Annotated in this window: 22 protein-coding genes and 2 tRNA genes; 11 read left to right on the top strand and 13 right to left on the bottom strand. The window is 62.2% G+C overall.

Going from position 1 to position 23060, the window contains the following annotated elements; translation table 11 throughout:
- The 5 genes from PIN31009_RS17715 to PIN31009_RS17695 form a co-directional block, all read right to left on the bottom strand.
- A tRNA-Glu gene (locus PIN31009_RS17715) sits at positions 1-73 on the bottom strand.
- Between the two features lie 174 nt (positions 74-247).
- A tRNA-Ala gene (locus tag PIN31009_RS17710) sits at positions 248-323 on the bottom strand.
- 215 nt (positions 324-538) lie between these two features.
- Entirely contained in the window at positions 539-2686 is a 2148-nt protein-coding gene (gene pnp, locus PIN31009_RS17705) for a polyribonucleotide nucleotidyltransferase (protein ID WP_058378143.1), read from the bottom strand.
- 305 nt (positions 2687-2991) lie between these two features.
- Entirely contained in the window at positions 2992-3261 is a 270-nt protein-coding gene (gene rpsO, locus PIN31009_RS17700; protein ID WP_058378142.1) for a 30S ribosomal protein S15, read from the bottom strand.
- A 251-nt stretch (positions 3262-3512) separates the two neighbouring features.
- On the bottom strand, positions 3513-4787 hold the full coding sequence (locus tag PIN31009_RS17695) for a branched-chain amino acid ABC transporter substrate-binding protein (RefSeq protein WP_087687020.1): 1275 nt from the start codon (positions 4785-4787) through the stop codon (positions 3513-3515).
- A 142-nt stretch (positions 4788-4929) separates the two neighbouring features.
- On the opposite strand from PIN31009_RS17695, the gene PIN31009_RS17690 reads away from it, so the two are divergent.
- Positions 4930-5445, top strand: a complete 516-nt coding sequence (locus PIN31009_RS17690) for a hypothetical protein (RefSeq protein WP_150791139.1) — start codon at positions 4930-4932, stop codon at positions 5443-5445.
- A gap of 9 nt (positions 5446-5454) precedes the next feature.
- Here PIN31009_RS17690 and PIN31009_RS17685 read toward each other — a convergent pair whose 3' ends face one another.
- From PIN31009_RS17685 to PIN31009_RS17650, 8 genes are all read right to left on the bottom strand, one after another.
- Positions 5455-6534 (bottom strand): MerR family transcriptional regulator, encoded by a 1080-nt coding sequence (locus tag PIN31009_RS17685; RefSeq protein ID WP_150791138.1) that lies wholly within the window; start codon positions 6532-6534, stop codon positions 5455-5457.
- A gap of 224 nt (positions 6535-6758) precedes the next feature.
- The gene (locus PIN31009_RS17680) at positions 6759-8303 is read right to left on the bottom strand and encodes a 2-isopropylmalate synthase (RefSeq protein ID WP_150684533.1); all 1545 of its coding nucleotides are present in this window, start codon (positions 8301-8303) and stop codon (positions 6759-6761) included.
- A 215-nt stretch (positions 8304-8518) separates the two neighbouring features.
- A complete protein-coding gene (lysM, locus tag PIN31009_RS17675; protein WP_150684534.1) occupies positions 8519-9004 on the bottom strand; it encodes a peptidoglycan-binding protein LysM in 486 nt (161 codons plus the stop codon).
- 221 nt (positions 9005-9225) lie between these two features.
- Positions 9226-10104, bottom strand: coding sequence for a CDP-alcohol phosphatidyltransferase family protein (locus PIN31009_RS17670; RefSeq protein WP_150684535.1), 879 nt, complete (start codon positions 10102-10104; stop codon positions 9226-9228).
- 181 nt (positions 10105-10285) lie between these two features.
- The gene (locus PIN31009_RS17665; RefSeq protein ID WP_058378135.1) at positions 10286-10921 is read right to left on the bottom strand and encodes a phosphatidylserine decarboxylase; all 636 of its coding nucleotides are present in this window, start codon (positions 10919-10921) and stop codon (positions 10286-10288) included.
- Positions 10922-11143: 222 nt separating this feature from the next.
- A complete protein-coding gene (gene ilvC / locus PIN31009_RS17660) occupies positions 11144-12160 on the bottom strand; it encodes a ketol-acid reductoisomerase (RefSeq protein ID WP_058378134.1) in 1017 nt (338 codons plus the stop codon).
- Positions 12161-12239: 79 nt separating this feature from the next.
- Positions 12240-12731, bottom strand: a complete 492-nt coding sequence (ilvN, locus tag PIN31009_RS17655) for an acetolactate synthase small subunit (protein WP_023595471.1) — start codon at positions 12729-12731, stop codon at positions 12240-12242.
- Positions 12732-12818: 87 nt separating this feature from the next.
- Positions 12819-14588 (bottom strand): acetolactate synthase 3 catalytic subunit, encoded by a 1770-nt coding sequence (locus PIN31009_RS17650; RefSeq protein WP_058378133.1) that lies wholly within the window; start codon positions 14586-14588, stop codon positions 12819-12821.
- 447 nt (positions 14589-15035) lie between these two features.
- On the opposite strand from PIN31009_RS17650, the gene PIN31009_RS17645 reads away from it, so the two are divergent.
- The 10 genes from PIN31009_RS17645 to PIN31009_RS17600 all read left to right on the top strand — a co-directional run bounded on the left by PIN31009_RS17645 (position 15036) and on the right by PIN31009_RS17600 (position 22887).
- Positions 15036-15608 (top strand): RNA polymerase sigma factor, encoded by a 573-nt coding sequence (locus tag PIN31009_RS17645; RefSeq protein ID WP_150684536.1) that lies wholly within the window; start codon positions 15036-15038, stop codon positions 15606-15608.
- Entirely contained in the window at positions 15605-16036 is a 432-nt protein-coding gene (locus PIN31009_RS17640) for a DUF3619 family protein (RefSeq protein WP_150684537.1), read from the top strand. Before PIN31009_RS17645 ends, PIN31009_RS17640 begins: the two co-directional genes overlap by 4 nt.
- Before the next feature lie 22 nt (positions 16037-16058).
- Positions 16059-16931 (top strand): DUF3106 domain-containing protein, encoded by an 873-nt coding sequence (locus PIN31009_RS17635; RefSeq protein ID WP_174997250.1) that lies wholly within the window; start codon positions 16059-16061, stop codon positions 16929-16931.
- A 206-nt stretch (positions 16932-17137) separates the two neighbouring features.
- Entirely contained in the window at positions 17138-17752 is a 615-nt protein-coding gene (locus PIN31009_RS17630) for an RDD family protein (protein ID WP_150791136.1), read from the top strand.
- Positions 17749-18771 carry an esterase/lipase family protein gene (locus tag PIN31009_RS17625; protein ID WP_150791135.1) on the top strand — a complete coding sequence of 341 codons (1023 nt, stop codon included), beginning with the start codon at positions 17749-17751 and terminating at the stop codon, positions 18769-18771. The genes PIN31009_RS17630 and PIN31009_RS17625 overlap by 4 nt, the downstream gene beginning before the upstream one ends.
- 117 nt (positions 18772-18888) lie before the next feature.
- Positions 18889-19845 (top strand): UDP-2,3-diacylglucosamine diphosphatase, encoded by a 957-nt coding sequence (locus tag PIN31009_RS17620; protein WP_425495495.1) that lies wholly within the window; start codon positions 18889-18891, stop codon positions 19843-19845.
- Between the two features lie 121 nt (positions 19846-19966).
- Entirely contained in the window at positions 19967-21004 is a 1038-nt protein-coding gene (locus PIN31009_RS17615; RefSeq protein WP_150684541.1) for a glycosyltransferase family 4 protein, read from the top strand.
- 38 nt (positions 21005-21042) lie between these two features.
- Complete coding sequence (locus PIN31009_RS17610) at positions 21043-21477, top strand: diacylglycerol kinase (RefSeq protein WP_150684542.1); 435 nt, start codon at positions 21043-21045, stop codon at positions 21475-21477.
- A gap of 141 nt (positions 21478-21618) precedes the next feature.
- Entirely contained in the window at positions 21619-22287 is a 669-nt protein-coding gene (locus PIN31009_RS17605; protein ID WP_058378125.1) for a TetR/AcrR family transcriptional regulator, read from the top strand.
- Positions 22288-22290: 3 nt separating this feature from the next.
- Positions 22291-22887, top strand: a complete 597-nt coding sequence (locus PIN31009_RS17600; RefSeq protein WP_058378124.1) for an LOG family protein — start codon at positions 22291-22293, stop codon at positions 22885-22887.
- Positions 22888-23060 lie beyond the last annotated feature (173 nt).

The following is a 23060-nucleotide window of genomic DNA, read 5'->3' as shown; positions in this document are numbered from 1 at the left end:
CGTCCCCTAGGGGATTCGAACCCCTGTACTCACCGTGAAAGGGTGATGTCCTAGGCCTCTAGACGAAGGGGACAAAATCGTCAAAACTTTGTCTGTTTCGCGCTTGCTTCTTGTTACTGCATTTCGCGAAGAACGCTATTCTAAACAACATTTCTTCGCTTGTGAAGCTTTATTTTCAAGTTTTTTGCATCGTTTTTGCAAGAATCTTGCTCTTTCGACGCGCCTGAAAATCAAGCTTCGGAATCCGTGGTGGAGGTAAGCGGGATCGAACCGCTGACCTCTTGCATGCCATGCAAGCGCTCTCCCAGCTGAGCTATACCCCCCGAACAGAGAAATGAGATTCTAATGACAAACCCATTTTCTGTAAATACCCCTCTCGCACTTTTTCCGCATTATTTTGCCGATTCGTGCGAAAAATGAAAAACGGCGACTCCGCAGAGTCGCCGCTCTCATTCAGCGCGGCAGCGTGCAAGCACGCCACCTCACCGAAACCACCAAAAAGCCGGGTTGATTTACTCAACAACCGGCCTCTCGTGGCTTATCCCTCGTGCTTGGTCACAACCGCTGCGCCAACGCGCTCTTCTTCGGTCAGTGCCTTGTGCGACAGACGCAGACGGCCCTTGTCGTCCTGTTGAATCACCTTCACACGCACCGACTGGCCTTCCTTCAGGTAGTCGTTGATGTTGTTGATGCGCTCGTTCAGGATTTCCGAGATGTGCAGCAGACCATCCTTGCCCGGCAGCACCGAGACGATCGCGCCGAACTCGAGCAGCTTGAGCACGGTGCCGTCGTAGACCTGACCCACTTCCACTTCCACGGTGATCAGCTCGATGCGGCGCTTGGCTTCAGCAATACCTTCAGCGCTCGGGCTGGCGATGGTGACCACGCCGTCGTCCGAGATGTCGATGCTGGTGCCCGTTTCTTCGGTCAGCGCGCGAATCACCGAACCACCCTTACCGATCACGTCACGGATCTTTTCCGGATTGATCTTGATGGTGACCATGCGCGGTGCGAATTCCGACAGCTCCGTACGCACGCCCGACTGGGCTTCGGTCATCTTTTCGAGAATATGCAGACGGCCTTCCTTGGCTTGCGCCAGTGCGACCTGCATGATTTCCTTCGTGATGCCCTGGATCTTGATGTCCATCTGGAGTGCGGTCACGCCGTTCGACGTACCTGCCACCTTGAAGTCCATGTCGCCGAGGTGATCTTCGTCGCCGAGAATGTCGGTCAGCACAGCAAACTTGTTGCCGTCGAGGATCAGGCCCATGGCGATACCGGCGACCGGCGAGGTCAGCGGCACACCGGCGTCCATCATGGCGAGGCTACCGCCGCACACCGATGCCATCGACGACGAACCGTTCGACTCGGTAATTTCCGACACCACACGCACGGTGTAGCCGAAATCGTCAGCGCCCGGCAGGCAAGCCACCAGAGCACGCTTGGCCAGACGGCCGTGACCGATTTCGCGACGCTTGGGCGAACCCACGCGACCCGTTTCGCCCGTCGAGAACGGCGGGAAGTTGTAGTGCAGCATGAAGCGGTCACGGTACTCGCCTTGCAGCGCGTCGATGATCTGCTCGTCGCTCTTGGTGCCCAGCGTGGCCACCACGAGTGCCTGCGTTTCGCCACGCGTGAACAGTGCCGAACCGTGCGCACGCGGCAGCACGCCGGTGCGAATCGAGATCGGACGCACGGTGCGCGTGTCGCGGCCGTCGATACGCGGCTCGCCTGCCAGAATCTGGCTACGCACGATCTTGGCTTCCAGATCGAACAGGATGTTGCCGACTTCGATCGCGTCCGGCGCCGCTTCGCCCTTGGCAGCAGCGGCTTCGCCCAGCTTGGCCAGCACATCGCTCGTCACGGTACGCAGTTCTTGCGTACGTGCTTGCTTTTCACGCGTTTGGTAAGCGGCGCGCAGCGAGGCGTCAGCCAGCTCGGTCACTTGTGCGATCAGGGCTTCGTTCTTGCCGGCCGGGGTCCAATCCCACTCGGCCTTGCCACCGTCACGCACCAGATCGTGAATCGCGTTGATGGCCGTTTGCAGTTGCTCGTGACCGAACACCACAGCGCCCAGCATCACGTCTTCCGGCAGTTCCTTAGCTTCCGATTCCACCATCAGCACGGCTTGTTCCGTACCGGCGACGACCAGATCCAGTTGCGACTTGGCGATCTGCTCACGCGACGGGTTCAGCACGTATTGGCTGTCGACGTAAGCAACGCGTGCGGCACCGACCGGGCCGTTGAACGGCAGACCCGAGATGGCCAGCGCTGCCGAAGCACCGATCAGGGCCGGGATATCGGCCGGCACTTCCGGGTTCAGCGAAACGACCTGCACCACCACCTGGACTTCGTTGTAGAAGCCTTCCGGGAACAGCGGGCGGATCGGACGATCGATCAGGCGCGACGTCAGCGTTTCGTTTTCCGACGGACGGCCTTCACGCTTGAAGAAGCCACCCGGGATCTTGCCGGCGGCGTAAGTCTTTTCAAGGTAATCAACGGTCAGCGGGAAGAAGTCCTGGCCTGCCTTGGCTTTCTTCGCGCCAACAACCGTTGCCAGAATGACGGTATCGTCCATGTCGACGAGCACAGCGCCCGACGCTTGACGAGCGATCTCACCCGTCTCCATGCGAACCGTGTTTTGGCCCCACTGGAAAGACTTGACGACTTTATTGAACATTTGCACTCCTTTATCGAATCGCGCGAATGCAGCAGCGGCGCGATATCGCTGCCGGGGTGGTCCCGACGCCGCACAGGGGGGAGTGTTATGCCATTCCAGCGTTGCTCGGCGCGTTGCCGTGCTGCTCTCTGATGCGACCCTGGAATGACACAAGCCCTGCTTGCCGACGAGGCCCCGTAACTCGGAAACCCGGTGCGAGGACCGGGCTGGCCACCAAAAAAACATCAAAATGATGCTCGTCTGGCGTCGCCCAAAAACAAAATGCCTGCATCAGCACGCTGATACAGGCATCTCGTCGTAATCGTAATCGCTTACTTACGCAGGCCCAGCTTCTCGATCAGGGCGCGGTAGCGGTCTGCATCCTTGCCCTTGAGGTAATCGAGCAGCTTACGACGACGGCTCACCATGCGCAGCAGACCGCGGCGGCTGTGGTGATCCTTCATGTGAGCCTTGAAGTGCGGCGTCAGTTCGTTGATGCGCGTGGTCAGCAGCGCAACTTGCACTTCGGGGGAACCGGTGTCATTGGCCGTGCGGGCGTATTGCGCCACGACGTCCGACTTCTTGATTTCTGCGTTCGACATTTGCTTTCCTTGGATACAAGCGGTCACGGAAGAATGGCCGTGCCGTGAACTTACAAAAACATGCGCGACATCGCCGCGCATAAACAAAAACTGCAAGTGCGCGATTATACGGGAATTGCCATCAGGCCGCCACAATTTTCCGTCCCCCGCCCCAGCGGGCGGGCCTGACGCCTAGATTTCGGTGCGAAAAATCCGGAAATCCTTCGGACAATCAGCCCAAAATCGGCCGATTGTCGCGAAAATTGCACCAATCAACGCTGGCGTGCCATCCGGCAGGTGCTGGGCAGCGCGACTTTGCTGGCCGGCAATTCCATCACCGTCTTGAAACCGTAGCCCGAGCCCTCGTTGTCGAACTTCACGCCCGGTTCCCCGGCACGGCGCATGACCGAGACATACAGCGGCTCGATCATCTGGTGATCGTTCGGGCGCATCCACGCGTCGGCGGGTGCCTCGCGAATCCGGCGATTCTCCAGCGCGCGGCCCACGGTCGTCACATCGGTGGTGCCCGCCTGCTCGAGCGCGGACGCGATCATGTCGACCATCACACTCATACGAAGCAGCGGGTAGTCGTCGCGCGCCTCCGGATAGCGGGCACGAAACGCCTTGTAGAACGCATCTGAGGCCTCGCCACCGACATTGGGGTGCCACTCGGCCACGGCATACACACGCCCGACCCCGGCGTCACCGAGCGCCGCAGGCGCGCCCAGTGCGTTGCCGTAGAACGTGTAGAACTTCAGTTCCATGCCCTGCTCGCGCGCGGCTTTGACCAACAGCGTGAGGTCGTTGCCCCAGCTACCGGTCACCACCGTATCGGCACCCGCCGCGCGAATGCGCGCGAGGTACGGCGTGAAATCCTTCACGCGGCCTACCGGACTGAACTGCTCACCCACAATCTGCACGTCGGGGCGCTTCGCCCCGATCATCTGGCGCGCCAGCCCGGCGACCTGCCGGCCAAAGCTGTAATCCTGATTGAGCAGATAAACCTTCTGGATGCTCGGATCTTCCTTGATCGCCTCGGTCAGCGCCTGCATGCGCATGGCGGCATTCGCGTCGAAGGCGAAATGCCAGAAGCTGCATTGCTCGTTGGTGAGCGCGGTATCGACCGCCGAGTAGTTGAAGAACAGCATGCGCTGGCCCGGCTCGCGGGCGTTGCGCTTGTTGATCGCGTCGATCAGTGCCGAGGCCACCGCCGAGCTGTTGCCCTGCAAGACGAAGGGAATGCCCAGATCGCCGGCCGCCTTGAGCTGCACCAGACTGTCTTCGACCGCGCCTTTGCTATCGAAAACGGTAAGTTCGAGCGGATGCGCGCCATCGCGCAATTTCACGCCGCCACGGGCGTTCACGCGCTCAATCGCGAAGCGCAGATTGCGCTCGACCATCGCGCCCGCATTGCCGAACGGCCCGCTCATGCCCTCGATGAGCGCGAGACGGATCGGCGGCGCAGCGTGCGCCAGTCCGGTGGCAGCCAGAAGGCCGACAGCGCATAGGCACGGCAACAAGCGCGCCAGCAAGACGTGAAGTTTCATCGAGGCCCCAGTAACTCTCTCGGCGCGAATCATAACTGCCCGGTCCGCACCCGGCAAGCCGAGGCACCCCACGATACGTCACACGGCGGTATGCTAACGGCATGCCGCTGTGCGGTAATTCCGCGTCAATGCGAGGCTATTCATGACCCTGATTTCCAGAGTGTGCGCAACCGTCGCAACCACCGCGCTGGCCCTGTCGCTCACCGCCTGCTACACCCCGGCATGGCAGACGTTGCCGCCCAATCTGTCGCAAGCCGACGTTCAGGCCCAGCTCGGCAAGCCGAAGGAGGTCTACCCGCTCGCCCCCGGCGTTACCCGCTGGCTCTACCCGACCAAGCCGTTCGGCGAAGAGACCATTGCCGTCGATTTCGATGCCCAAGGCCGCCTGCTGAAAACCACGCAGGTCCTGTCCACGCAGGAGTTCAACAAGGTGGAAGTCGACAAGTGGACCAAGACCGACGTGCTGCATCATTTCGGCGAGCCGGTCGAGACGTCGGCCTTTCCGTTGATGAAGCGTGAAGTCTGGACGTACCGCTTCAAGCAAGACGACGTGTGGTTCTCGATGATGAATTTCTACTTCGATGTGGATGGTGTGGTGAAGACCACGCAAATCAGCCCCGATCCGCTGCACGAGAAGCGCGACAACAACATGTTCTGAGGCACGGCCTCACACGGCGGGCGGGCGCCACGAGATCATGCCCTGCGTGCGCGCCCGCACGTCGACCGGCGCCAGACACGACGCGAGCGCTTCGTAGCCGCGCGCGCCGGGATAAGGTGCAACGCTGAATGGCGGCGCGTGATTGGCCGGGCACAGTATCAACAACTCGTTGGGCCCGACGGCGGACAGATCGAGGATGTGTACCGAGCGCGTCATCAAGATGAGCCGCTGCGACGACATTCCCGCGCGATGGCGCAGGAAGCGAATCAATGCCTCCTGCGTCGCCTGATTCAGCCCCTGCTCCACCACGTCGACAACGACGACCGTCGAGATGTGTTTCTCGTTGGCCTCGTCAACATCGAGCGCCATCAGCAGCGCACGCAAATCGGCGCTGGCCTCTCCGCCCTCTTCCAGAATCCATGCGGTAGCTCGCTCCACACGCGCCACGCGCGCAGCTTCGTCAGCCGAAGCCTGCGCCAACGCGAGGGCGCCTTCCGGTGCAACTCGATCCAGACCAACGAACGTGGCACCCGGTATCGATTCGGCGAGTTGCATCGCCAGCCGCGTCTTGCCGCTGCCCAACGGACCGGTGAGAAACGTGATCGCCGGCAAGTCCTTCAATTCGAACCATTCGCCGCCCCACGGCCAAGGCAGCACGAAGCCGACGTCCAGCGGCACCCTGCCCGGCGCATCGTGACGCTGATCGCGCAGCAGTTGTGCCAGCGCGCCGGCAGCTGGCATCCGTCCATCGCGAAGCTCGGCGCGCAGTTCACGCACCCGGGCGATCTGTTGCGCGCGTGCCGCCATATCGCGCAGCAGCATCTTCTCGTGCAACTCGAGCGCCCCTGCCAGCGCCTGCGCATCGCCGCCCAGCACCGCCTTCACCTGCGCCACGCTCAGCCCCAGTTTGCGCAGTGCCACGATCTCCCCGGCCCGGGCCATGTCGTTCGCTCCGTACTGGCGATACCCGGCAGCCGTGCGCCCCGGCGCCAGCAAGCCATGCTGCTCGTACAGGCGCAACGCCTTGCCGGAGACGCCAAGCTGCTGCGCCGCCTCGGACGCCGTGAGATTTCGATCGGAAGACACCATACATCGCTCCTTCATGGGCTGGGAATGCATCCATGTTCGGGGCGGCCCCGAGGGCCGGGTCAAGCGAATTGAATCACGCCGCCAGAGACGACAAAGCCGCCGCCCTCGTTGCAACGAAAGCGGCGGCTTTTACTATGGCCCGGAGGCGCAAGGCGCCGGATGAAACGACAGCCCATCAAGCCTGTCATTGCACCGCGGCCTCCCTTACCCGCTCACCGGCAACATTACGGCGTGAGTTGCGGGTTGAGCTTCTCGGCCTTCGAATACAGCTTGTTGAGCGCCGACAGGTAAGCCTTGGCGGACGCAGCCACGATATCCGGATCGGTACCGACGCCGTTCACGATACGGCCGCCCTTCGACAGACGCACGGTCACTTCGCCTTGCGACTGCGTGCCCGTGGTGATTGCGTTGACCGAGTACAGCAGTTGCTCGGCACCGCTCTGCACCTGCGATTCAATGGCATTGAGCACGGCATCGACCGGCCCGTTACCTTCGGACTCGCCCACCAGTTCCTTGCCCTGCGCCGTGAACACCACGCGCGCGCTCGGGCGCTCGCCGGTCTCAGAGTGCTGCGCCATCGACACCAGATAGAAGTGCTCGCCGCCCTCCGCCTGCGCTTCGTTCGAGACGATGGCCAGAATGTCTTCGTCGAAGATTTCCGACTTCTGATCGGCCAGTTCCTTGAAGCGGGCAAACGCGGCGTTCACGTCCTGCTCCGACTCCATCTCGATGCCCAGTTCCTGCAAGCGCTGCTTAAACGCATTACGGCCCGAGAGCTTGCCCAGCACGATCTTGTTCGCAGTCCAGCCCACATCTTCCGCGCGCATGATTTCGTAGGTGTCGCGCGCCTTGAGCACGCCGTCCTGATGGATGCCCGACGCGTGTGCAAACGCGTTGGCGCCGACCACGGCCTTGTTCGGCTGCACGTTGAAACCGGTGATCTGCGACACCAGCTTCGACGCCGGCACGATCTGCGTCGTGTCGATGCCCAGTTCCAGACCGAAGTAGTCCTTGCGCGTCTTGAGCGCCATGACCACTTCTTCGAGCGACGTATTGCCCGCGCGCTCGCCCAGACCGTTGATCGTGCACTCGATCTGACGCGCGCCGCCCAACTGCACGCCTGCCAGCGAGTTCGCCACGGCCATGCCCAAGTCGTTGTGGCAGTGCACCGACCAGACAGCCTTGTCCGAGTTCGGCACGCGCTCACGCAACGTACGCACGAGCTGACCGTAGAGTTCCGGCACGCCGTAGCCGACCGTGTCGGCCACGTTGATGGTCGTGGCGCCTTCGTCGATCACGGCTTCGAGCACGCGGCAAAGGAAGTCCAGATCCGAGCGGCTGCCGTCTTCCGGCGAGAATTCGATGTTGTCGGTGAACTGACGCGCAAAGCGCACGGCGAGCTTGGCCTGTTCGAACACCTGATCGGGCGTCATGCGCAGCTTCTTCTCCATGTGCAGCGGGGAAGTGGCGATGAACGTGTGAATACGCGAGGAGTTGGCCCCCTTGAGCGCCTCGGCGGCACGGGCGATGTCACGGTCGTTGGCGCGCGCCAGCGAGCACACCGTGCTGTCCTTGACGATACCGGCGATCGCCTTGATCGACTCGAAGTCGCCGTTCGAGCTGGCCGCGAAGCCAGCTTCGATGACGTCCACGCGCAGACGCTCCAGTTGACGGGCGATACGAATTTTCTCGTCGCGCGTCATCGAGGCGCCGGGCGACTGTTCGCCGTCGCGCAAGGTCGTGTCGAAAATGATCAGCTTGTCAGCCATGACTTACTCCTGTGGGGATCTCGTAGGGTTTGGTGTGTTCTTGGCGTCTTGTCGTCACGCTTGCCCGGGTGGCAAGCGGCGCGCGCGGGCGGGGCCGGTCGGGAGACGGCGGGCTGCGTGGCGATAGCGGTGCGAAATCATTGCCCAAAAAAACGGCCCGGTCAATTCACAATTGCCGGGCCGTTTTCTCTCAACAGGAGAGGAATACCACCGTGTCAGGCCGGTGGAATGCGCAGCACCTGCCCCGGATAGATCTTGTCCGGGCTGGAGAGCATCGGCTTGTTCGCCTCGAAGATGGCGTTGTACTTGTTGGCGTCGCCGTAGACCTTCTTCGAGATGGCCGACAGCGTGTCGCCCTTCTCGACGGTGTGATACGTCGCCTCGGCAGAGGCCGTCGACACCGACATCTTGTCGTCGACCTTGGCCACGCCCTGCACGTTGCCGCAGCAAAGCAGAATCTTTTCCTTGGTCGCCTGATCGGCCGCTACGCCGAAGACCGTCACGGTGCGCGATGCGCCGTCGAAGGTCACCGTCAGCCCCGTGGCGTCAAGGTTCTGCGTCTTGATGTAGTTCTCGATGGCCTCGGCGGCCGTCCGGTTGGCGGCGTCCGCATCGGGGCCCGGCGGGGGCGGCTCGGCGGCTTGCGCCTTGTTGCCCAACAGTGCCTGACCTGCTTCTTTCACGAAGTCCAGAATGCCCATGATTTCTCCTTCGTCACGTAGAACTACGGAAACGGCGCCGAAACCGGGCCCGGCCAAGACTGGCCGGGAGGTGTCCGCGCCGAGGGGGTACTTCGGAGCCTGCGTTCGCAAGACAACAGTTCACTAGACTACAGCATCGCCGCGTAGGTTCACCTGACAATACTGACAGGCAGATGTGACAAGGGGCGTCACTGGACGCCCCTTGTCATTGAACCCGCTGCTTACTCGTCCACCTCACCGAAGATCCGCTGGCGGCGGCCCTTCACGAAGCGGATGACCCACAGCACGTAGCCCGAAATGCTGTACAGGCAGAACATGCCGAACAGCACCAGCGGCGGGTCGGACGACACCAGAATGAAGCCGACCATGAACAGCAGCACCACGCCGAACGACACGCGCTGACGCACATCGAGCGCCTTGCCGCTATAGAACGGCGCGTTCGAGACCATCGACATCCCCGCGTAGATCGTCAGACCGAACGCCACCCAAGGCATCCAGAACACGTTCACGGGCAGTTTGTTGTCGATCGTGATCCAGACGAACCCGGCGATGAGCGCCGCCGCCGCCGGACTGGCCAACCCTTGGAAGAAGCGCTTGTCGACCACGCCGATGTTCGCGTTAAAGCGCGCCAGCCGCAGCGCCGCACCGGCCACATAGACGAAAGCGGCCAGCCAGCCCCACTTGCCGATCTCGTGGAGAATCCATTCGTACATGACCAGCGCCGGCGCCACGCCGAACGATGTCATGTCGGAAAGCGAATCGTATTGCTCGCCAAATGCGCTCTGGGTGTTGGTCATGCGGGCCACGCGCCCGTCCATGCCATCGAGCACCATGGCGAAAAAGATGGCGATGGCGGCCTGTTCGAACCGGTCGTTCATGGCCTGCACGATGGCAAAGAAGCCACAGAACAGCGCCGCCGTCGTAAAGGCGTTCGGCAGCAGATAAATGCCGCGGCTGCGCGGGCGTACCGGCAGCTCTTCGTCCACGGAATGGTCGTGGTCTTCGTTCATCGATGCGTCCGCGGAAGGGTTTTTATGACGGCCAAACGGCGAAAGGTGTCTGACATTGTTGCGCAAGCGGCCGCGATGGTTTTCCGGCATCTGAACCTCCTTGACGATGCTAAAGGCTGCGGACAAGGGCCTGTTCACCCTATTCCGCGACGGATCACCGCTATTGGAACGCGAGAAGCGAAAGCAGTTGCAGACCGCGGCAGGGTGACGCACCCCATTTCACACAAAGTAGCGTCGCTCTGCGCGGCCCGACTTGTTCAAACCGTGCCGATTACAGCTCGGCGAGGATCGTCGACGTCGCCGACACCTTGTCGCCGATGGCCACGCGCGGACGCGAGCCCAGCGGCAGGTAGACGTCGACACGCGAACCGAAACGGATGAAACCGTAACGCTGGCCGCGCGTGAGCGTCTCACCCGGCTTCACGTAGCAGAGAATGCGGCGCGCGATCAGGCCGGCGACCTGCACGCTCGTGACGATCTGACCGCCCACGTCGATCACCAGCGCGTTGCGCTCGTTCTCCAGCGATGCCTTGTCGAGATCGGCGTTGAAGAAACGCCCCGGGAAATATTCCACCTTGGTCACCGTGCCGTCAACCGGGGCACGATTCGAGTGAACGTTGAAAACGTTCATGAACACGCTGATCTTCAGCGCTTCACGGCCTGCATAGGGGTCCTGCGTGGTTTCGATGGCGACGATGCGGCCATCGGCCGGCGAAAGCACGGCGCCTGCCTGCTGCGGCACCTGACGCGGCGGATCGCGGAAGAATTGCAGCACGAACAGGGCGATCACCCAGAACGGCGCGGCCCACAACACGCCTGCCAGAAAGTGCACGACAAGCGCGACGGCGACGGCGATGCCCAGGAAGGGCCAGCCCTCGCGGGCGATGATCGGGTGAGGATAATTCATGCGATTGACTCGCGTCCTTGGGAAAACGGTTGAGTGAGCGGGTCGGCCTGCTTTGGGCCAAACCGTGGCGTGGCGGCATTGTAGCAATGCGCGGGACGAGACGACACTTTTTCGCCATCTGACACGCTCGCGTCACAAAAAAAACCGCCCGCCGGGCCGCGGCGGAGGCCACGGCACGGCGGACGGCTGATACTGCTTGAACCGTTACGTCGTGGTTCGTGCTTAGTTCTTCGACTGGTCGACCAGCTTGTTCTTGGCGATCCACGGCATCATTGCGCGCAGCTTGCCGCCAACTTGCTCGATCTGGTGCTCGGCCGTGATACGGCGACGCGAGATCAGGGTCGGGGCGCCAGCCTTGTTTTCCAGAATGAACGACTTGGCGTATTCGCCGGTCTGGATGTCCGTCAGGCACTGCTTCATCGCCTTCTTCGTCTCTTCCGTCACGACGCGCGGGCCGGTGACGTACTCGCCGTACTCGGCGTTGTTCGAGATCGAGTAGTTCATGTTGGCGATACCGCCTTCATAGATCAGGTCGACGATCAGCTTGAGTTCGTGCAGGCACTCGAAGTACGCCATTTCCGGCGCGTAGCCAGCTTCCACCAGCGTTTCGAAACCGGCCTTGATCAGCTCGACGGTACCGCCGCACAGCACGGCTTGTTCGCCGAACAGGTCGGTTTCCGTTTCTTCGCGGAAGTTCGTTTCGATGATACCGGCACGGCCACCGCCGTTAGCGGCTGCGTACGACAAAGCGATGTCGCGAGCGGCGCCCGACTTGTCTTGTGCGACGGCGATCAGGTGCGGCACGCCGCCACCTTGCGAGTACGTCGAGCGCACCGTGTGGCCCGGGGCCTTCGGGGCGATCATGATGACGTCCAGGTCAGCGCGCGGGATCACGCAGCCGTAGTGAACGTTGAAGCCGTGTGCGAAGGCCAGCGCGGCGCCTTGCTTGATGTTTTCGTGCACTTCGTTCTTGTACACGTCGCCGATTTGCTCATCCGGCAGCAGCATCATGACGATGTCGGCCGACTTCACGGCTTCTGCCACTTCTTGCGTGTTCAGGCCGGCGTTGACCGCCTTGTTCCACGAAGCGCCGTTCTTGCGCAGACCGACCGTCACGTTCACGCCGCTGTCCTTCAGGTTCTGTGCGTGGGCATGGCCTTGCGAGCCGTAACCGATGATCGTGACTTGCTTGCCCTTGATGAGGGAGAGGTCGGCGTCTTTGTCGTAGAAAACTTTCATTTTGAAATTGTCCCGTATTACTAAAATTAAACTGAAATCAGAATGGATCGAAATCCGCTTACCGCGTTGCCGTTACCGGTCAGACCTTCAGGATGCGCTCACCGCGACCAATTCCCGAGCCGCCGGTACGCACCGTCTCAAGAATCGCCGTGCGATCGAGCCCTTCGATGAACGCGTCGAGTTTCGACGAGTTGCCCGTGAGTTCGATCGTGTAGGTCTTTTCAGTTACGTCAATGATGCGGCCGCGGAAAATATCCGACATCCGCTTCATCTCTTCGCGCTCCTTGCCCACGGCGCGCACCTTGATGAGCATCAGCTCACGCTCGATATGTGCGCCTTCGGTCAGATCGACCACCTTCACCACTTCAATCAGCCGGTTCAGGTGTTTGGTGATCTGCTCGATGACATCGTCGGAGCCCGTCGTGACCACCGTCATACGCGAGAGCGAACGATCTTCGGTCGGCGCGACGGTCAAGGTCTCGATATTGTAGCCACGTGCGGAGAAGAGGCCGACAACGCGCGACAGCGCGCCCGGCTCGTTCTCGAGCAAAACAGAAATAATGTGCCTCATGGTGTATCCCGGATTGTCCAATTTTGTGGGTTCGCTGCGCCCGTGCACTGGCCTTGGCCGTTCGCACTGCGGCGCGCACGCGCCTTGTTACAGATCTTCCGAACCGAGCAGCATCTCGCTGATGCCCTTGCCGGCCTGAACCATCGGCCAGACGTTCTCGGTGGGATCCGTTTGGAAATCCATGAATACCGTGCGGTCCTTCAGGCGCAACGCTTCGCGCAGTGCCGGCTCGACGTCCGACGACTTCTCGATGCGCATGCCCACGTGACCGTAGGCCTCGGCGAGCTTCACGAAGTCAGGCAGCGCATCCATGTACGAACTGGAATAACGCTTGCTGTATTCGATCTGCTGCCACTGACGAACCATGCCCAGATAGCGGTTGTTGAGCGACAGGATCTTGATCGGCGTGCGGTATTGCAGGCACGTCGAGAGCTCCTGAATGCACATCTGGATCGAGCCTTCGCCGGTAATACAGGCGACTTCGGCATCCGGATGGGCCATCTTCACGCCCATGGCGGCCGGCAGGCCGAAGCCCATCGTGCCCAGACCACCGGAGTTGATCCAGCGGCGCGGCTTGTTGAACCGGTAGTACTGCGCGGCCCACATCTGGTGCTGACCCACGTCCGAGCACACGAAGGCGTCGCCTTCGGTGAGCTTCCAGTAGGTTTCGACCACATGCTGCGGCTTGATGATTTCGCTCTCGCGATCGAACGCGAGGCAGTCGCGCGAGCGCCACTCCTCGATCTGCTTCCACCAGTCGGCCAAGGCCCCGGTGTCCGGGCCATGTTCGGCCGTTTGCAGGTTTTCGATCATTTCGCGCAGCACTTCCTTCACGTCGCCGACGATCGGGATGTCGACCTTCACCCGCTTCGAAATCGACGACGGGTCGATATCGATGTGAATGATCTTGCGTGCCGTCGAGGTGAAGTGTTCCGGGTTACCGATCACGCGGTCGTCGAAGCGCGCACCGATGGCGATGAGCACGTCGCAGTGCTGCATGGCCATGTTGGCTTCGTACGTGCCGTGCATACCCAGCATGCCGAGGAACTTGGGATCGCTTGCGCGATACCCGCCAAGGCCCATGAGCGTGTTGGTCACCGGGTAGCCGAGCAGGTCGCAGAACTGGTTCAGTTCCTTCGATGCATCGGCCAGAATGATGCCGCCGCCGGTATAGATATAGGGACGCTTGGCCGAGAGCAGCAGGCTCATCGCCTTGCGGATCTGGCCCGAGTGACCCTTCGTGACCGGGTTGTACGAGCGCAGCGACACCGACTTCGGATACTCGAAGCGGCAGCGTGCCTTCGACACGTCCTTCGGAATATCGATCAGCACCGGGCCGGGACGGCCGGTCTTGGCGATATAGAAGGCTTTCTTGATGGTGGCGGCGAGGTCGCGCACGTCCTTCACGAGGAAGTTGTGCTTGACGCACGGACGGGTAATACCGACCGTGTCGCATTCCTGAAAGGCGTCCAGACCGATGGCGGCCGTGGGCACCTGCCCGGTAATGATCACGAGCGGGATCGAATCCATGTACGCCGTGGCAATACCGGTGACCGCATTGGTCACGCCGGGGCCAGACGTCACGAGGCACACGCCGACTTTGTCGGTGGAACGCGAATAAGCGTCGGCCGCATGCACGGCAGCTTGCTCATGGCGAACCAGAATGTGCTGGATCTTGTCCTGCTTGTAGAGTTCGTCGTAGATGTAGAGCACCGAACCACCGGGGTAACCCCACAGATGTTCGACACCCTCTTCCTGAAGCGAGCGCACGAGAATCTCGGCGCCAATCATGTCTTCGGAAGTGTTTTGATGGCGAGTTGCTTCCGCCTCGGAGAATTCCGCGCTTGGCATGTTCATTGTCGACCTTTCAAAGTTTCGGCAAAAATTTTGATCGGGTGCTCTCCCCGCGAACTTATGGTCCGGGCTCAAGCTGCGCGTCTGAATGATGGACACACCTTTTAAGCGTGCCGATATTGAGACAATCACAGATATTGCGAACTGGCAAATTTACTGGTTTGCAGCAAAATGGTCAAGCAGGTTTATGCATTTGCAGCATGATTGCGAAGTCAGCTTCGCAACATTCCCACACGATGCGCTATTGCGCCCCATGCTGGTGCACAATCCTTACACGATAGGAAGCCTTTCTGATCATTACGTGTGGCAATGAAGCACACGCGGTGAAAAGCGGTTACATAGGCGCGCGTTTTTGGTAGCATCCGCACCGACTACGCGATCTTTACGTAATCTTTACGCTTACACGGCATTTCAAAGGCGCAGCGGGCAACGCTGCGTGCACCCCACCGGATGGCATCTGACAAGGAACTGGCGGATTTTCTCGCGGGCATCGAACGGCGCGCCTTCAAGCAGGCCGTCTATGCCGTTCGCGACGACGAGGCCGCCCTCGATATCGTTCAGGATGCGATGATCCGCCTCGCCGAGAAGTACGGCGACAAGCCGCCGGCCGATCTGCCGCTGCTCTTCACGCGCATTCTGCAAAACACGATTCACGACTATTTCCGGCGTCAAAAGGTGCGCAACACCTGGGTGACGCTATTCTCGAATCTTGGCGGCGCCAGTGACGACGACCGCGACGATTACGATCCGCTGGAAACCTTGCTATCGCAGGATGGGTCAGTACAGACCGAGAGCAGCGAGGACCAGGTTTCACGCGCGGAAATCCTCTCCATTATTGAATCCGAGATACAGAAGCTACCTGCACGTCAACGAGAAGCCTTCCTCATGCGTTACTGGGAGGACATGGACGTTGCCGAGACCGCTGCCACGATGGGGTGCTCGGAAGGCAGCGTCAAGACGCACTGCTCACGCGCGACTCACGCGCTGGCGGCAGCGTTGAAGGCAAAAGGGATCAGGTTATGAGTCACGATCTGGAAACGAGGGAAATTCGCTTCGCACATCGCGTGCGACTGCTGCTTGACGAAGCGTCCGACGCACCGTCGCCGAATATTGCGGCCCGGTTGGCGGCTGCACGCCAGGAGGCGCTTGCGCGCAAGAAACCCGAACCGGTGGCCGTTGTGCAACCGGCGCTGGTGCTCGCAGGTGTCGGTGCCGTGGGAGGTACGCCGGAAATCGGCGGGCCGCGCCGCGCATTCGACAAATTGGGCCGTCTGGGCTTGCTCTGGCCGCTCGCCGCCTTGGTGGTCGGTCTGGCGGGTATCGCCTACTGGGAACATCAGCAACACATTCAGGACCTCGCGGACATCGATGCCGCAGTACTTAGCGACGAACTGCCGCTGTCGGCTTATGCCGATCACGGTTTCAACGCCTATCTGAAGCGTGCCCAGTAGTCCCACCCTCCAAGACCGCCCTGTGACGCGACGCAACGTACTTTTTCTGGTCGCCGCGCTTATCGTGGCCGCGCTCGCCGGCACGGCAGCGCTGCGCCGCTCGCAAGCCCCCGAGCCGATCTCCGACGCACCGCCGGTCATCGCCGCTACCGGCGCCTCAGGCGCATCGGCAGCGGCGGGCGCGCCCGGTGTCGCCAGTGTCGCCGTGGGCAGCCTCTCCGGCGCCACTGCCAGCACCCCGGCAGCCGCGCTGCCCTCGCCCGGTGGCTATTGGGCCAAACTCACCCCCGCGCAACGCGAAGCCCTGTCGCCGCTCGCACAGGACTGGAATCGCATGAGCGAGCGCCAGCGCGAGAAGTGGGTCGAGATCGCCAAACGCTTCGATACGCTTTCGCCCGAAGGCCGCAAGCGCCTGCACGACCGCATGGCCGACTGGGTTCGCCTGACGCCCGAGCAGCGCCAGCTGGCGCGCGAAAGCTATCAGAACGCCAAGACCTTGCCACCGGACCGTAAGGCGCAGGTCTGGCAGCAATATCAGCAACTCACCGACGATCAGAAGAAGCGTCTGGCCGCGGACGACAAGAAGCAGTCCAACCGTCCCAACGTGGTAAGCGCGCCGCCGTCGGGCCGCACGGGCGTGAAGAATCCGTACTCGGCCGTGCACCGCAAGGATGCAGGCACCGCGGGCAAGAACGGCGCCCTGCCGGTACCGTCCCCGGCGCCCGCACCGGGTGGCGCATCCGCTCCCGCTGCCGCACCCGCCACGGGCCAGAGCGCTTCGGCGGCCGCAGCAGGTGGCACCGCCGCCGCGGCCAGCGCAGCGACCGCCAACGGCAATTCGGTCAACGATCGCGGCGACGCCGTCTTCAACTCGGATCTGTACCACCACAATTGATCGCGTGGCCTTGCCAACGCGTCGCCAGACGGCCGCCTCCGGGCGGCCGTTTTGCATTGGGGCGCCCCGCGACATCGCTGGACCGGCCGACTGGCTGGCCCATCGCCGCAATCTTCCGCATAATGGGCGACGCATTGCCCGGCGCGGGCGCGCCTTGACCGGTGCACCTGAGCGCCCCCGACAATAAGACCTCAGACCACGCTGCGATGACCGACTCCGCCACCACTCGCGATCCTTCGTCCGCCTCAACCGCATCAACCGCATCACACGGCGCATCCGCCCCACTCGCCGCGGCCCAGTCACGCTCCGGGGCCGCCACGTCCGCGCCCGATGGCGGCAGCTACGCCGTGCCGACGCTGCGCCGACGCCTGTTGTCGATGGTCTACGAGTCGCTGCTGCTCTTCGGCGTGCTGTTTCTCGCCGGCTACCTGTTCAGCGCACTGACCCAGCAGCACAGCGGGCTGATGTATCGCCATGCGATGCAGGCGTGGTTGTTCCTCGTGCTGGGGGCTTACTTCGTATGGTTCTGGACGCATGGCGGGCAGACGCTCGCCATGAAGACGTGGAAGATTCGCGTGGTCGATGCGCATGGTCAGCCACTCGGCTTCGGCCGCGCCATTGCACGCTACGTGCTCGCGTGGCTCTGGGTCTTGCCGGCGATGGCGCTCGACTGGACGCTGGGGCTGACCGGGTGGAACAGCGTTGCGCTGCTCAGTGGCTGGATCGTGATCTGGGCACTCGCCATGCGCGTCATGCCCGATCACCAGTTCGTGCACGACCGCCTCGCGGGCACGCGCCTCGTGAGCGTACTGGGCAAATGAGTCCACCGCGCGACCCCGGCACCCCGGGCACCCCCGACAACCCCGACACCCCGGGCACGCCCGCTCAGCCCGGTACCGCTGCGGCAGTCCGCCCCTCTCGCGCATCGCGCCCGCACGTCATCTTCGGCGGCGTCGAGATTCTGCTCTCGCTCGTCGTCGCCGCCGCCACATGGGCCACGTGGCACAGCCCGTGGACCACATTGCTGTGGACGCTGCTCTGGCTGCCGGTGTCGCACGCCGTCGGGCTCGCCGCCGGCTTCACCATGGCGGCCAATGCCGACCCCACCCCCGAACGGCGCACCAGCGGCGGCACGAACATCGCTATCTGGGCCTATGAGTGTGCGGCCTCGATCCTGCTGCTCGATGTCTACCAGCCTTGGCGCAGCACCGCACCCACGGCGGCGCCCACCGGCCCGGCGCGTCCGGTGGCCGTGCTGCTACTGCACGGCTACGGCTGCAATCGCGCGTTCTGGCTGCGCTTTTCGCACCATCTGGCCGACGCGGGATATCACAACGACGCGATCAATCTCGGGCCGATGTTCGGCGATATCGACGCGTACGCCGAGACCATCGCCAACGCCACCCAAGCCTTGGCCGAACGCACCCGCCTGCCGGTTGTGCTGATCGGGCACAGCATGGGCGGTATTGCCGCGCGCGCCTGCCTGCGCCGCTTTCCGACGCTGCCCGTCATCCATACCGTCACGCTCGGCTCGCCGCATTTCGGCACGCTGCACGCGCGTCACGGCATCGGGCGCAACGTGCACCAGATGGGCCTCGGCAGCGAATGGCTGGTGGCCCTTGCGAACGGCGAAAGCGACGCGGAGCGCACACGCATCACGTCGATTTACACGTATCACGACAATGTCGTGTATCCCGTGCGCACTTCCGTACTACCGGGCGCGCGCAATATCGCACTCGACGGGCTCGGCCATGTGTCCCTCGGCACGCATCCGCGGGCGCGGGCGCTGGTTCTGGAAACCCTCGAACGTGTCGCGCAAGGCTTACGCCACGGGGCGTGACGCTGTCGCATCGCCGCCACGGTTCAAGACACATTCAAGACACGTCCGTGACTGTCATCGTGCCTTCACGAAGGCACGGCGTAATGCTCGCATGTTCAACGCGACGTGCGAGCCGCTATGACGACGACACCCACCTTTGAGCTGCCGATCACTCCCCCTGCGGCTCGCGCCGGACGCTTCGCCGACGCCCCACCGGGACGCCCCACCGCCCCGCCCGCTACGCCCCCCGCCGCCCCGCCCTCCACGATCGATCTGCCGCCCGACACCCCCGATCCGCTCGATCCGCCGCCCGAAGGCATCACGCGCTATCGCACCATCTGGCTCTCGGACATCCATCTGGGCACGCAGGGCTGTCAGGCGGAGTACCTGCTCGACTTTCTGCGCCATCACGAGTCGGACTACCTCTATCTCGTGGGCGACATCATCGACGGGTGGCACCTGCGCAAGGGCTGGCACTGGCCGCAAGCGCACAACGACGTCGTGCAGAAGATGCTGCGCCGGGCGCGCAAGGGTACGCAGGTGATTTATGTGCCGGGCAATCACGACGAAGCGGCGCGGCAGTTCTGCGGCCTCGCGTTCGGAGACATCGCGGTGCGCGACGAAGCCTTCCACACCACGCTCACGGGAAAGCGCCTCTGGATCACGCACGGCGACCTGTTCGACGGTGTGATTCAGCACGCCAAGTGGCTCGCGTATCTGGGCGACTCGCTCTACACGCTCACGCTGCTGCTCAACCGCTGGTTCAACCGAGTGCGCACGCGCTTCGGTTTCCCGTACTGGTCGCTCTCGCAGTATTTGAAGCATCAGGTGAAGAACGCCGTGAACTTCATCTCGGCGTTCGAGAACGTCATGGCCGACGAAGCGCGCCGCCGCGGTTGCGACGGCGTGGTGTGCGGCCATATTCATAAACCGGAGATTCGCGAGATCGACGGCCTGCTGTACTGCAACGACGGCGACTGGGTCGAGAGCCTTTCGGCGCTGGTCGAAACCACCGAAGGCGAGTTACGCATCATCTACTGGACGCAAAAACGTGGCGTTCCCGCCACTGCCAAGAGCACGCCGGTCAGCGCTTAAGTGCTTAAGTGCTTAGGTGCGTAGGTGCATAAGCGCGTAATTGCCTACGTGCACCAACGCGTCAGTGCTGACCCCGATGACTTCACCTATGACTCGCGCCATGTGCGCGAAGGAGCGCCCGATGAAAATCATGATCGTCACCGACGCCTGGGATCCGCAGATTAACGGTGTGGTTCGCACGCTGAAGAACACGCGCGCTCAACTGGAGGCCGCCGGCCATCGCGTCGAGCTGCTCACGCCGCAGGAATTCCGCACGGTGCCGTGCCCCACCTACCCCGAGATTCGACTGGCCTTTTTCGTCGGGGGGCAGGTGAAACGCCGCATCGAAGAGTTCGCGCCCGATGCGCTGCACATCGCCACGGAAGGCCCGCTCGGCATGGCCGCGCGCAAATGGGCCAAGCGCAACGATTTTCCGTTCACCACGGCGTATCACACGCGTTTCCCCGAGTACGTGCAGGCGCGTTTCGGCCTGCCGCTGGCCACCACGTACCGCTTTCTGCGTTGGTTCCACAAGCCATCGCGCGCCGTGATGGCGCCCACGCCCGTGGTCAAGCGCGATCTCGAAGCCAACGGCTTCAACAACGTGGTGCTGTGGACCCGCGGCGTCGATCTCGACATCTTCCGCCCGCAGGAATCGCATGTGTTAAATTCAGCCCATCCGATCTTCCTCTACGTAGGACGCGTTGCCGTGGAGAAGAACATTGAGGCATTTCTGAAGCTTGACCTGCCGGGCTCGAAATGGGTCGCCGGTGAAGGGCCGCAACTGGCGGAGCTTCGCTCGCGTTATCCCGATGTGAATTATCTCGGCATGCTCTCGCAGCCCGAGCTTGCGAAGGTGTACGCGTCGGCCGACGTGTTCGTCTTCCCGAGCCGCACCGACACGTTCGGACTGGTGCTGCTCGAAGCGATGGCCTGCGGCCTGCCCGTGGCGGCGTACCCGGTCACCGGCCCCATCGACGTGATGCACGGGTGCCCGGAAGGCGATGCGGGGGCCCTGCGTGAAGACCTGCGCGAAGCGTGTCTCGATGCGCTCAAGGTCTCGCGCGAAAGTGCACGGGCATGGGCGGAACGTTTCTCGTGGCAGGCTGCCTCAGAAGAGTTTGTTTCGCACCTGCACCCGCGCACGCCCGAGTCGTCATCGCTCGCGCCTGCCCTCTGATCTCCCTCTCAAGCCCGTTGCGGCGAGGAACCTGACGCTTGTTCATCGACCATCCGCCGCCACGCGACAAAACGCCGAATCCGTACAAGGGCAACCGGGGCGTCATGCGCGCCTGGCGTGCATTGAAGTACTCCTTGTCCGGATTCAAGTTTGCCGTGTTCGAAGAGAGCGCTTTCCGGCAGGAGCTGGCGCTTGCCGCCATCTTGCTGCCGGCCGCGATCTTCCTGCCGGTCACCGCCGTCGAGCGCGTACTGCTCATCGGATCGATCCTGCTCGTGCTGATCATCGAGCTGGTCAATTCGAGCATCGAAGCGGCCATTGACCGTATTTCCCTTGAACGGCACGAACTCTCCAAACGTGCCAAGGATTTCGGCAGCGCCGCCGTGCTCATTGCACTCGGCCTGTGCTTGCTCACCTGGGCGTCTCTGGCTGGCCCCGTCATCGTCGAACTCGTTCGCTCCGCGTTTTTCTAAGATCGCTCACGGCGCACCTTCCCACGCTTGGCAGCGCCCCGCTGCCGGGTATAATCGGCGCCGTACCAAGTGATACTTATTTCATAAACGCAAGCGGAGAAACTCCTTCGCCGAGCTTGCCGCCAACCGGGGCCGACAGACATGGAAGCAAAGCCGCCACGCCGAACCCGCGAACGAATTCTTGAAGTGTCGCTTCGACTCTTCAACGAAATCGGCGAACCCAACGTTACGACCACCACGATTGCCGAGGAGATGAAAATCAGCCCCGGCAATCTGTACTATCACTTCCGCAACAAAGACGACATCATCAACAGCATCTTTGCGCAGTTCGAGCAGGAAATCGAACGGCGACTGCGGCTGCCCGACGATCACAAACCGACGCTCGATGAAGTCTGGACGTATCTGCAATACATGTCCGAGTTTCTGTGGCGCTTCCGCTTCCTGTACCGCGATCTGAACGATCTGCTCGCCCGTAACCGTACGCTCGAGACGCACTTCAAACAGATCGTCGGCCACAAGAAGCGCTTCGCGCGCGAGATGTGCGACATGCTCGTCGCCGACGGCGAAATGGAAATCACGTCGGAGCAGATCGAAGTGGTCACCACCAACATGGTGGTGCTCTCCACGTACTGGTTGTCTTATCAATTCGTGATGAATCCGCGTAAGTACAACGATCCGGAGGAGATCGGCGCGGGCCTGCATCAGGCGAGCTATCACATCCTCTCGCAAATGGCGCCGTATCTGAAAGGCAGCTCACGCGCGATGTACGACCGGATGGCTCACGAATCATCGTCCAAAGGAGTGCAGTAAGGCATGACCCCGGAAGTCAAATCCATTTGTATTTATTGCGGCGCCGCGACCGGCGTGCGCCCGGCCTATGCCGAAGCGGCACGTGAGCTGGGCCGTCATATGGCCGAAGCCGGTATCCGGCTCGTGTACGGCGGAGGCAAAGTCGGCCTGATGGGCATCATTGCGGATGCCGTGCTCGCGCATGGCGGTCAGGTCATCGGCATTATTCCGAAAGCGTTGATGGAGAAGGAAGTCGGCCATACCGGGCTGACCGAATTGCATGTGGTCGAGAACATGCACCAGCGCAAGCAGATGATGGCCGATCTGTCGGACGCGTTCATCGCCATGCCGGGCGGTATCGGCACGTGCGAAGAGCTGTTCGAAGTGTTCACGTGGTTGCAGATCGGTTACCACGCCAAGCCGATCGGCCTGCTGAACGTCGAGCAGTATTACGATCCGCTGCTCGTGTTCCTGAAGTCGATGGTCACCGAGCAATTCCTCAAGGGCCCGCAACTCGATCAGTTGCAGGTGGCGGCATCGCCCGAAGCGTTGCTCGAAACCGTGCGCCACTTCAAGCCGTCGCAAATCAATCGCTGGTCGGACCAGCGCACGCAAATCTAAGGGCTCAGCACCCTGCCGCGCGGTCAGTGTGATGGCCGCGCGGGATTATCCTCGCCTCACCTTCCCACGCGTCCCCACACTTCGCTTGGCGCCGTTGCTGCAAGCGTTCGCCCATGCCGGGCTTGCCGTTGAACTCTTGTGACGCACACAACTCAGACATCAGTTGCCCCGTG

Origin of the sequence: Pandoraea iniqua, assembly GCF_902459685.1 — a bacterium.
In the GTDB taxonomy this organism is placed as follows: Bacteria; Pseudomonadota; Gammaproteobacteria; order Burkholderiales; family Burkholderiaceae; genus Pandoraea; species Pandoraea iniqua.
Note: the sequence above shows the minus strand (reverse complement) of the source record. Positions and strands in the feature narration are given on the sequence as shown.

Excerpts from the sequence above, each read along its gene's own strand:
- rpsO (WP_058378142.1), bottom strand. The coding sequence starts at position 3,261 with ATGTCGAACGCAGAAATCAAGAAGTCGGACGTCGTGGCGCAATACGCC.
- PIN31009_RS17695 (WP_087687020.1), bottom strand. The coding sequence starts at position 4,787 with ATGAAACTTCACGTCTTGCTGGCGCGCTTGTTGCCGTGCCTATGCGCT.
- PIN31009_RS17690 (WP_150791139.1), top strand. The coding sequence starts at position 4,930 with ATGACCCTGATTTCCAGAGTGTGCGCAACCGTCGCAACCACCGCGCTG.
- PIN31009_RS17685 (WP_150791138.1), bottom strand. The coding sequence starts at position 6,534 with ATGGTGTCTTCCGATCGAAATCTCACGGCGTCCGAGGCGGCGCAGCAG.
- PIN31009_RS17680 (WP_150684533.1), bottom strand. The coding sequence starts at position 8,303 with ATGGCTGACAAGCTGATCATTTTCGACACGACCTTGCGCGACGGCGAA.
- lysM (WP_150684534.1), bottom strand. The coding sequence starts at position 9,004 with ATGGGCATTCTGGACTTCGTGAAAGAAGCAGGTCAGGCACTGTTGGGC.
- PIN31009_RS17670 (WP_150684535.1), bottom strand. The coding sequence starts at position 10,104 with ATGCCGGAAAACCATCGCGGCCGCTTGCGCAACAATGTCAGACACCTT.
- PIN31009_RS17665 (WP_058378135.1), bottom strand. The coding sequence starts at position 10,921 with ATGAATTATCCTCACCCGATCATCGCCCGCGAGGGCTGGCCCTTCCTG.
- ilvC (WP_058378134.1), bottom strand. The coding sequence starts at position 12,160 with ATGAAAGTTTTCTACGACAAAGACGCCGACCTCTCCCTCATCAAGGGC.
- ilvN (WP_023595471.1), bottom strand. The coding sequence starts at position 12,731 with ATGAGGCACATTATTTCTGTTTTGCTCGAGAACGAGCCGGGCGCGCTG.
- PIN31009_RS17650 (WP_058378133.1), bottom strand. The coding sequence starts at position 14,588 with ATGAACATGCCAAGCGCGGAATTCTCCGAGGCGGAAGCAACTCGCCAT.
- PIN31009_RS17645 (WP_150684536.1), top strand. The coding sequence starts at position 15,036 with ATGGCATCTGACAAGGAACTGGCGGATTTTCTCGCGGGCATCGAACGG.
- PIN31009_RS17640 (WP_150684537.1), top strand. The coding sequence starts at position 15,605 with ATGAGTCACGATCTGGAAACGAGGGAAATTCGCTTCGCACATCGCGTG.
- PIN31009_RS17630 (WP_150791136.1), top strand. The coding sequence starts at position 17,138 with ATGACCGACTCCGCCACCACTCGCGATCCTTCGTCCGCCTCAACCGCA.
- PIN31009_RS17625 (WP_150791135.1), top strand. The coding sequence starts at position 17,749 with ATGAGTCCACCGCGCGACCCCGGCACCCCGGGCACCCCCGACAACCCC.
- PIN31009_RS17620 (WP_425495495.1), top strand. The coding sequence starts at position 18,889 with ATGACGACGACACCCACCTTTGAGCTGCCGATCACTCCCCCTGCGGCT.
- PIN31009_RS17615 (WP_150684541.1), top strand. The coding sequence starts at position 19,967 with ATGAAAATCATGATCGTCACCGACGCCTGGGATCCGCAGATTAACGGT.
- PIN31009_RS17605 (WP_058378125.1), top strand. The coding sequence starts at position 21,619 with ATGGAAGCAAAGCCGCCACGCCGAACCCGCGAACGAATTCTTGAAGTG.
- PIN31009_RS17600 (WP_058378124.1), top strand. The coding sequence starts at position 22,291 with ATGACCCCGGAAGTCAAATCCATTTGTATTTATTGCGGCGCCGCGACC.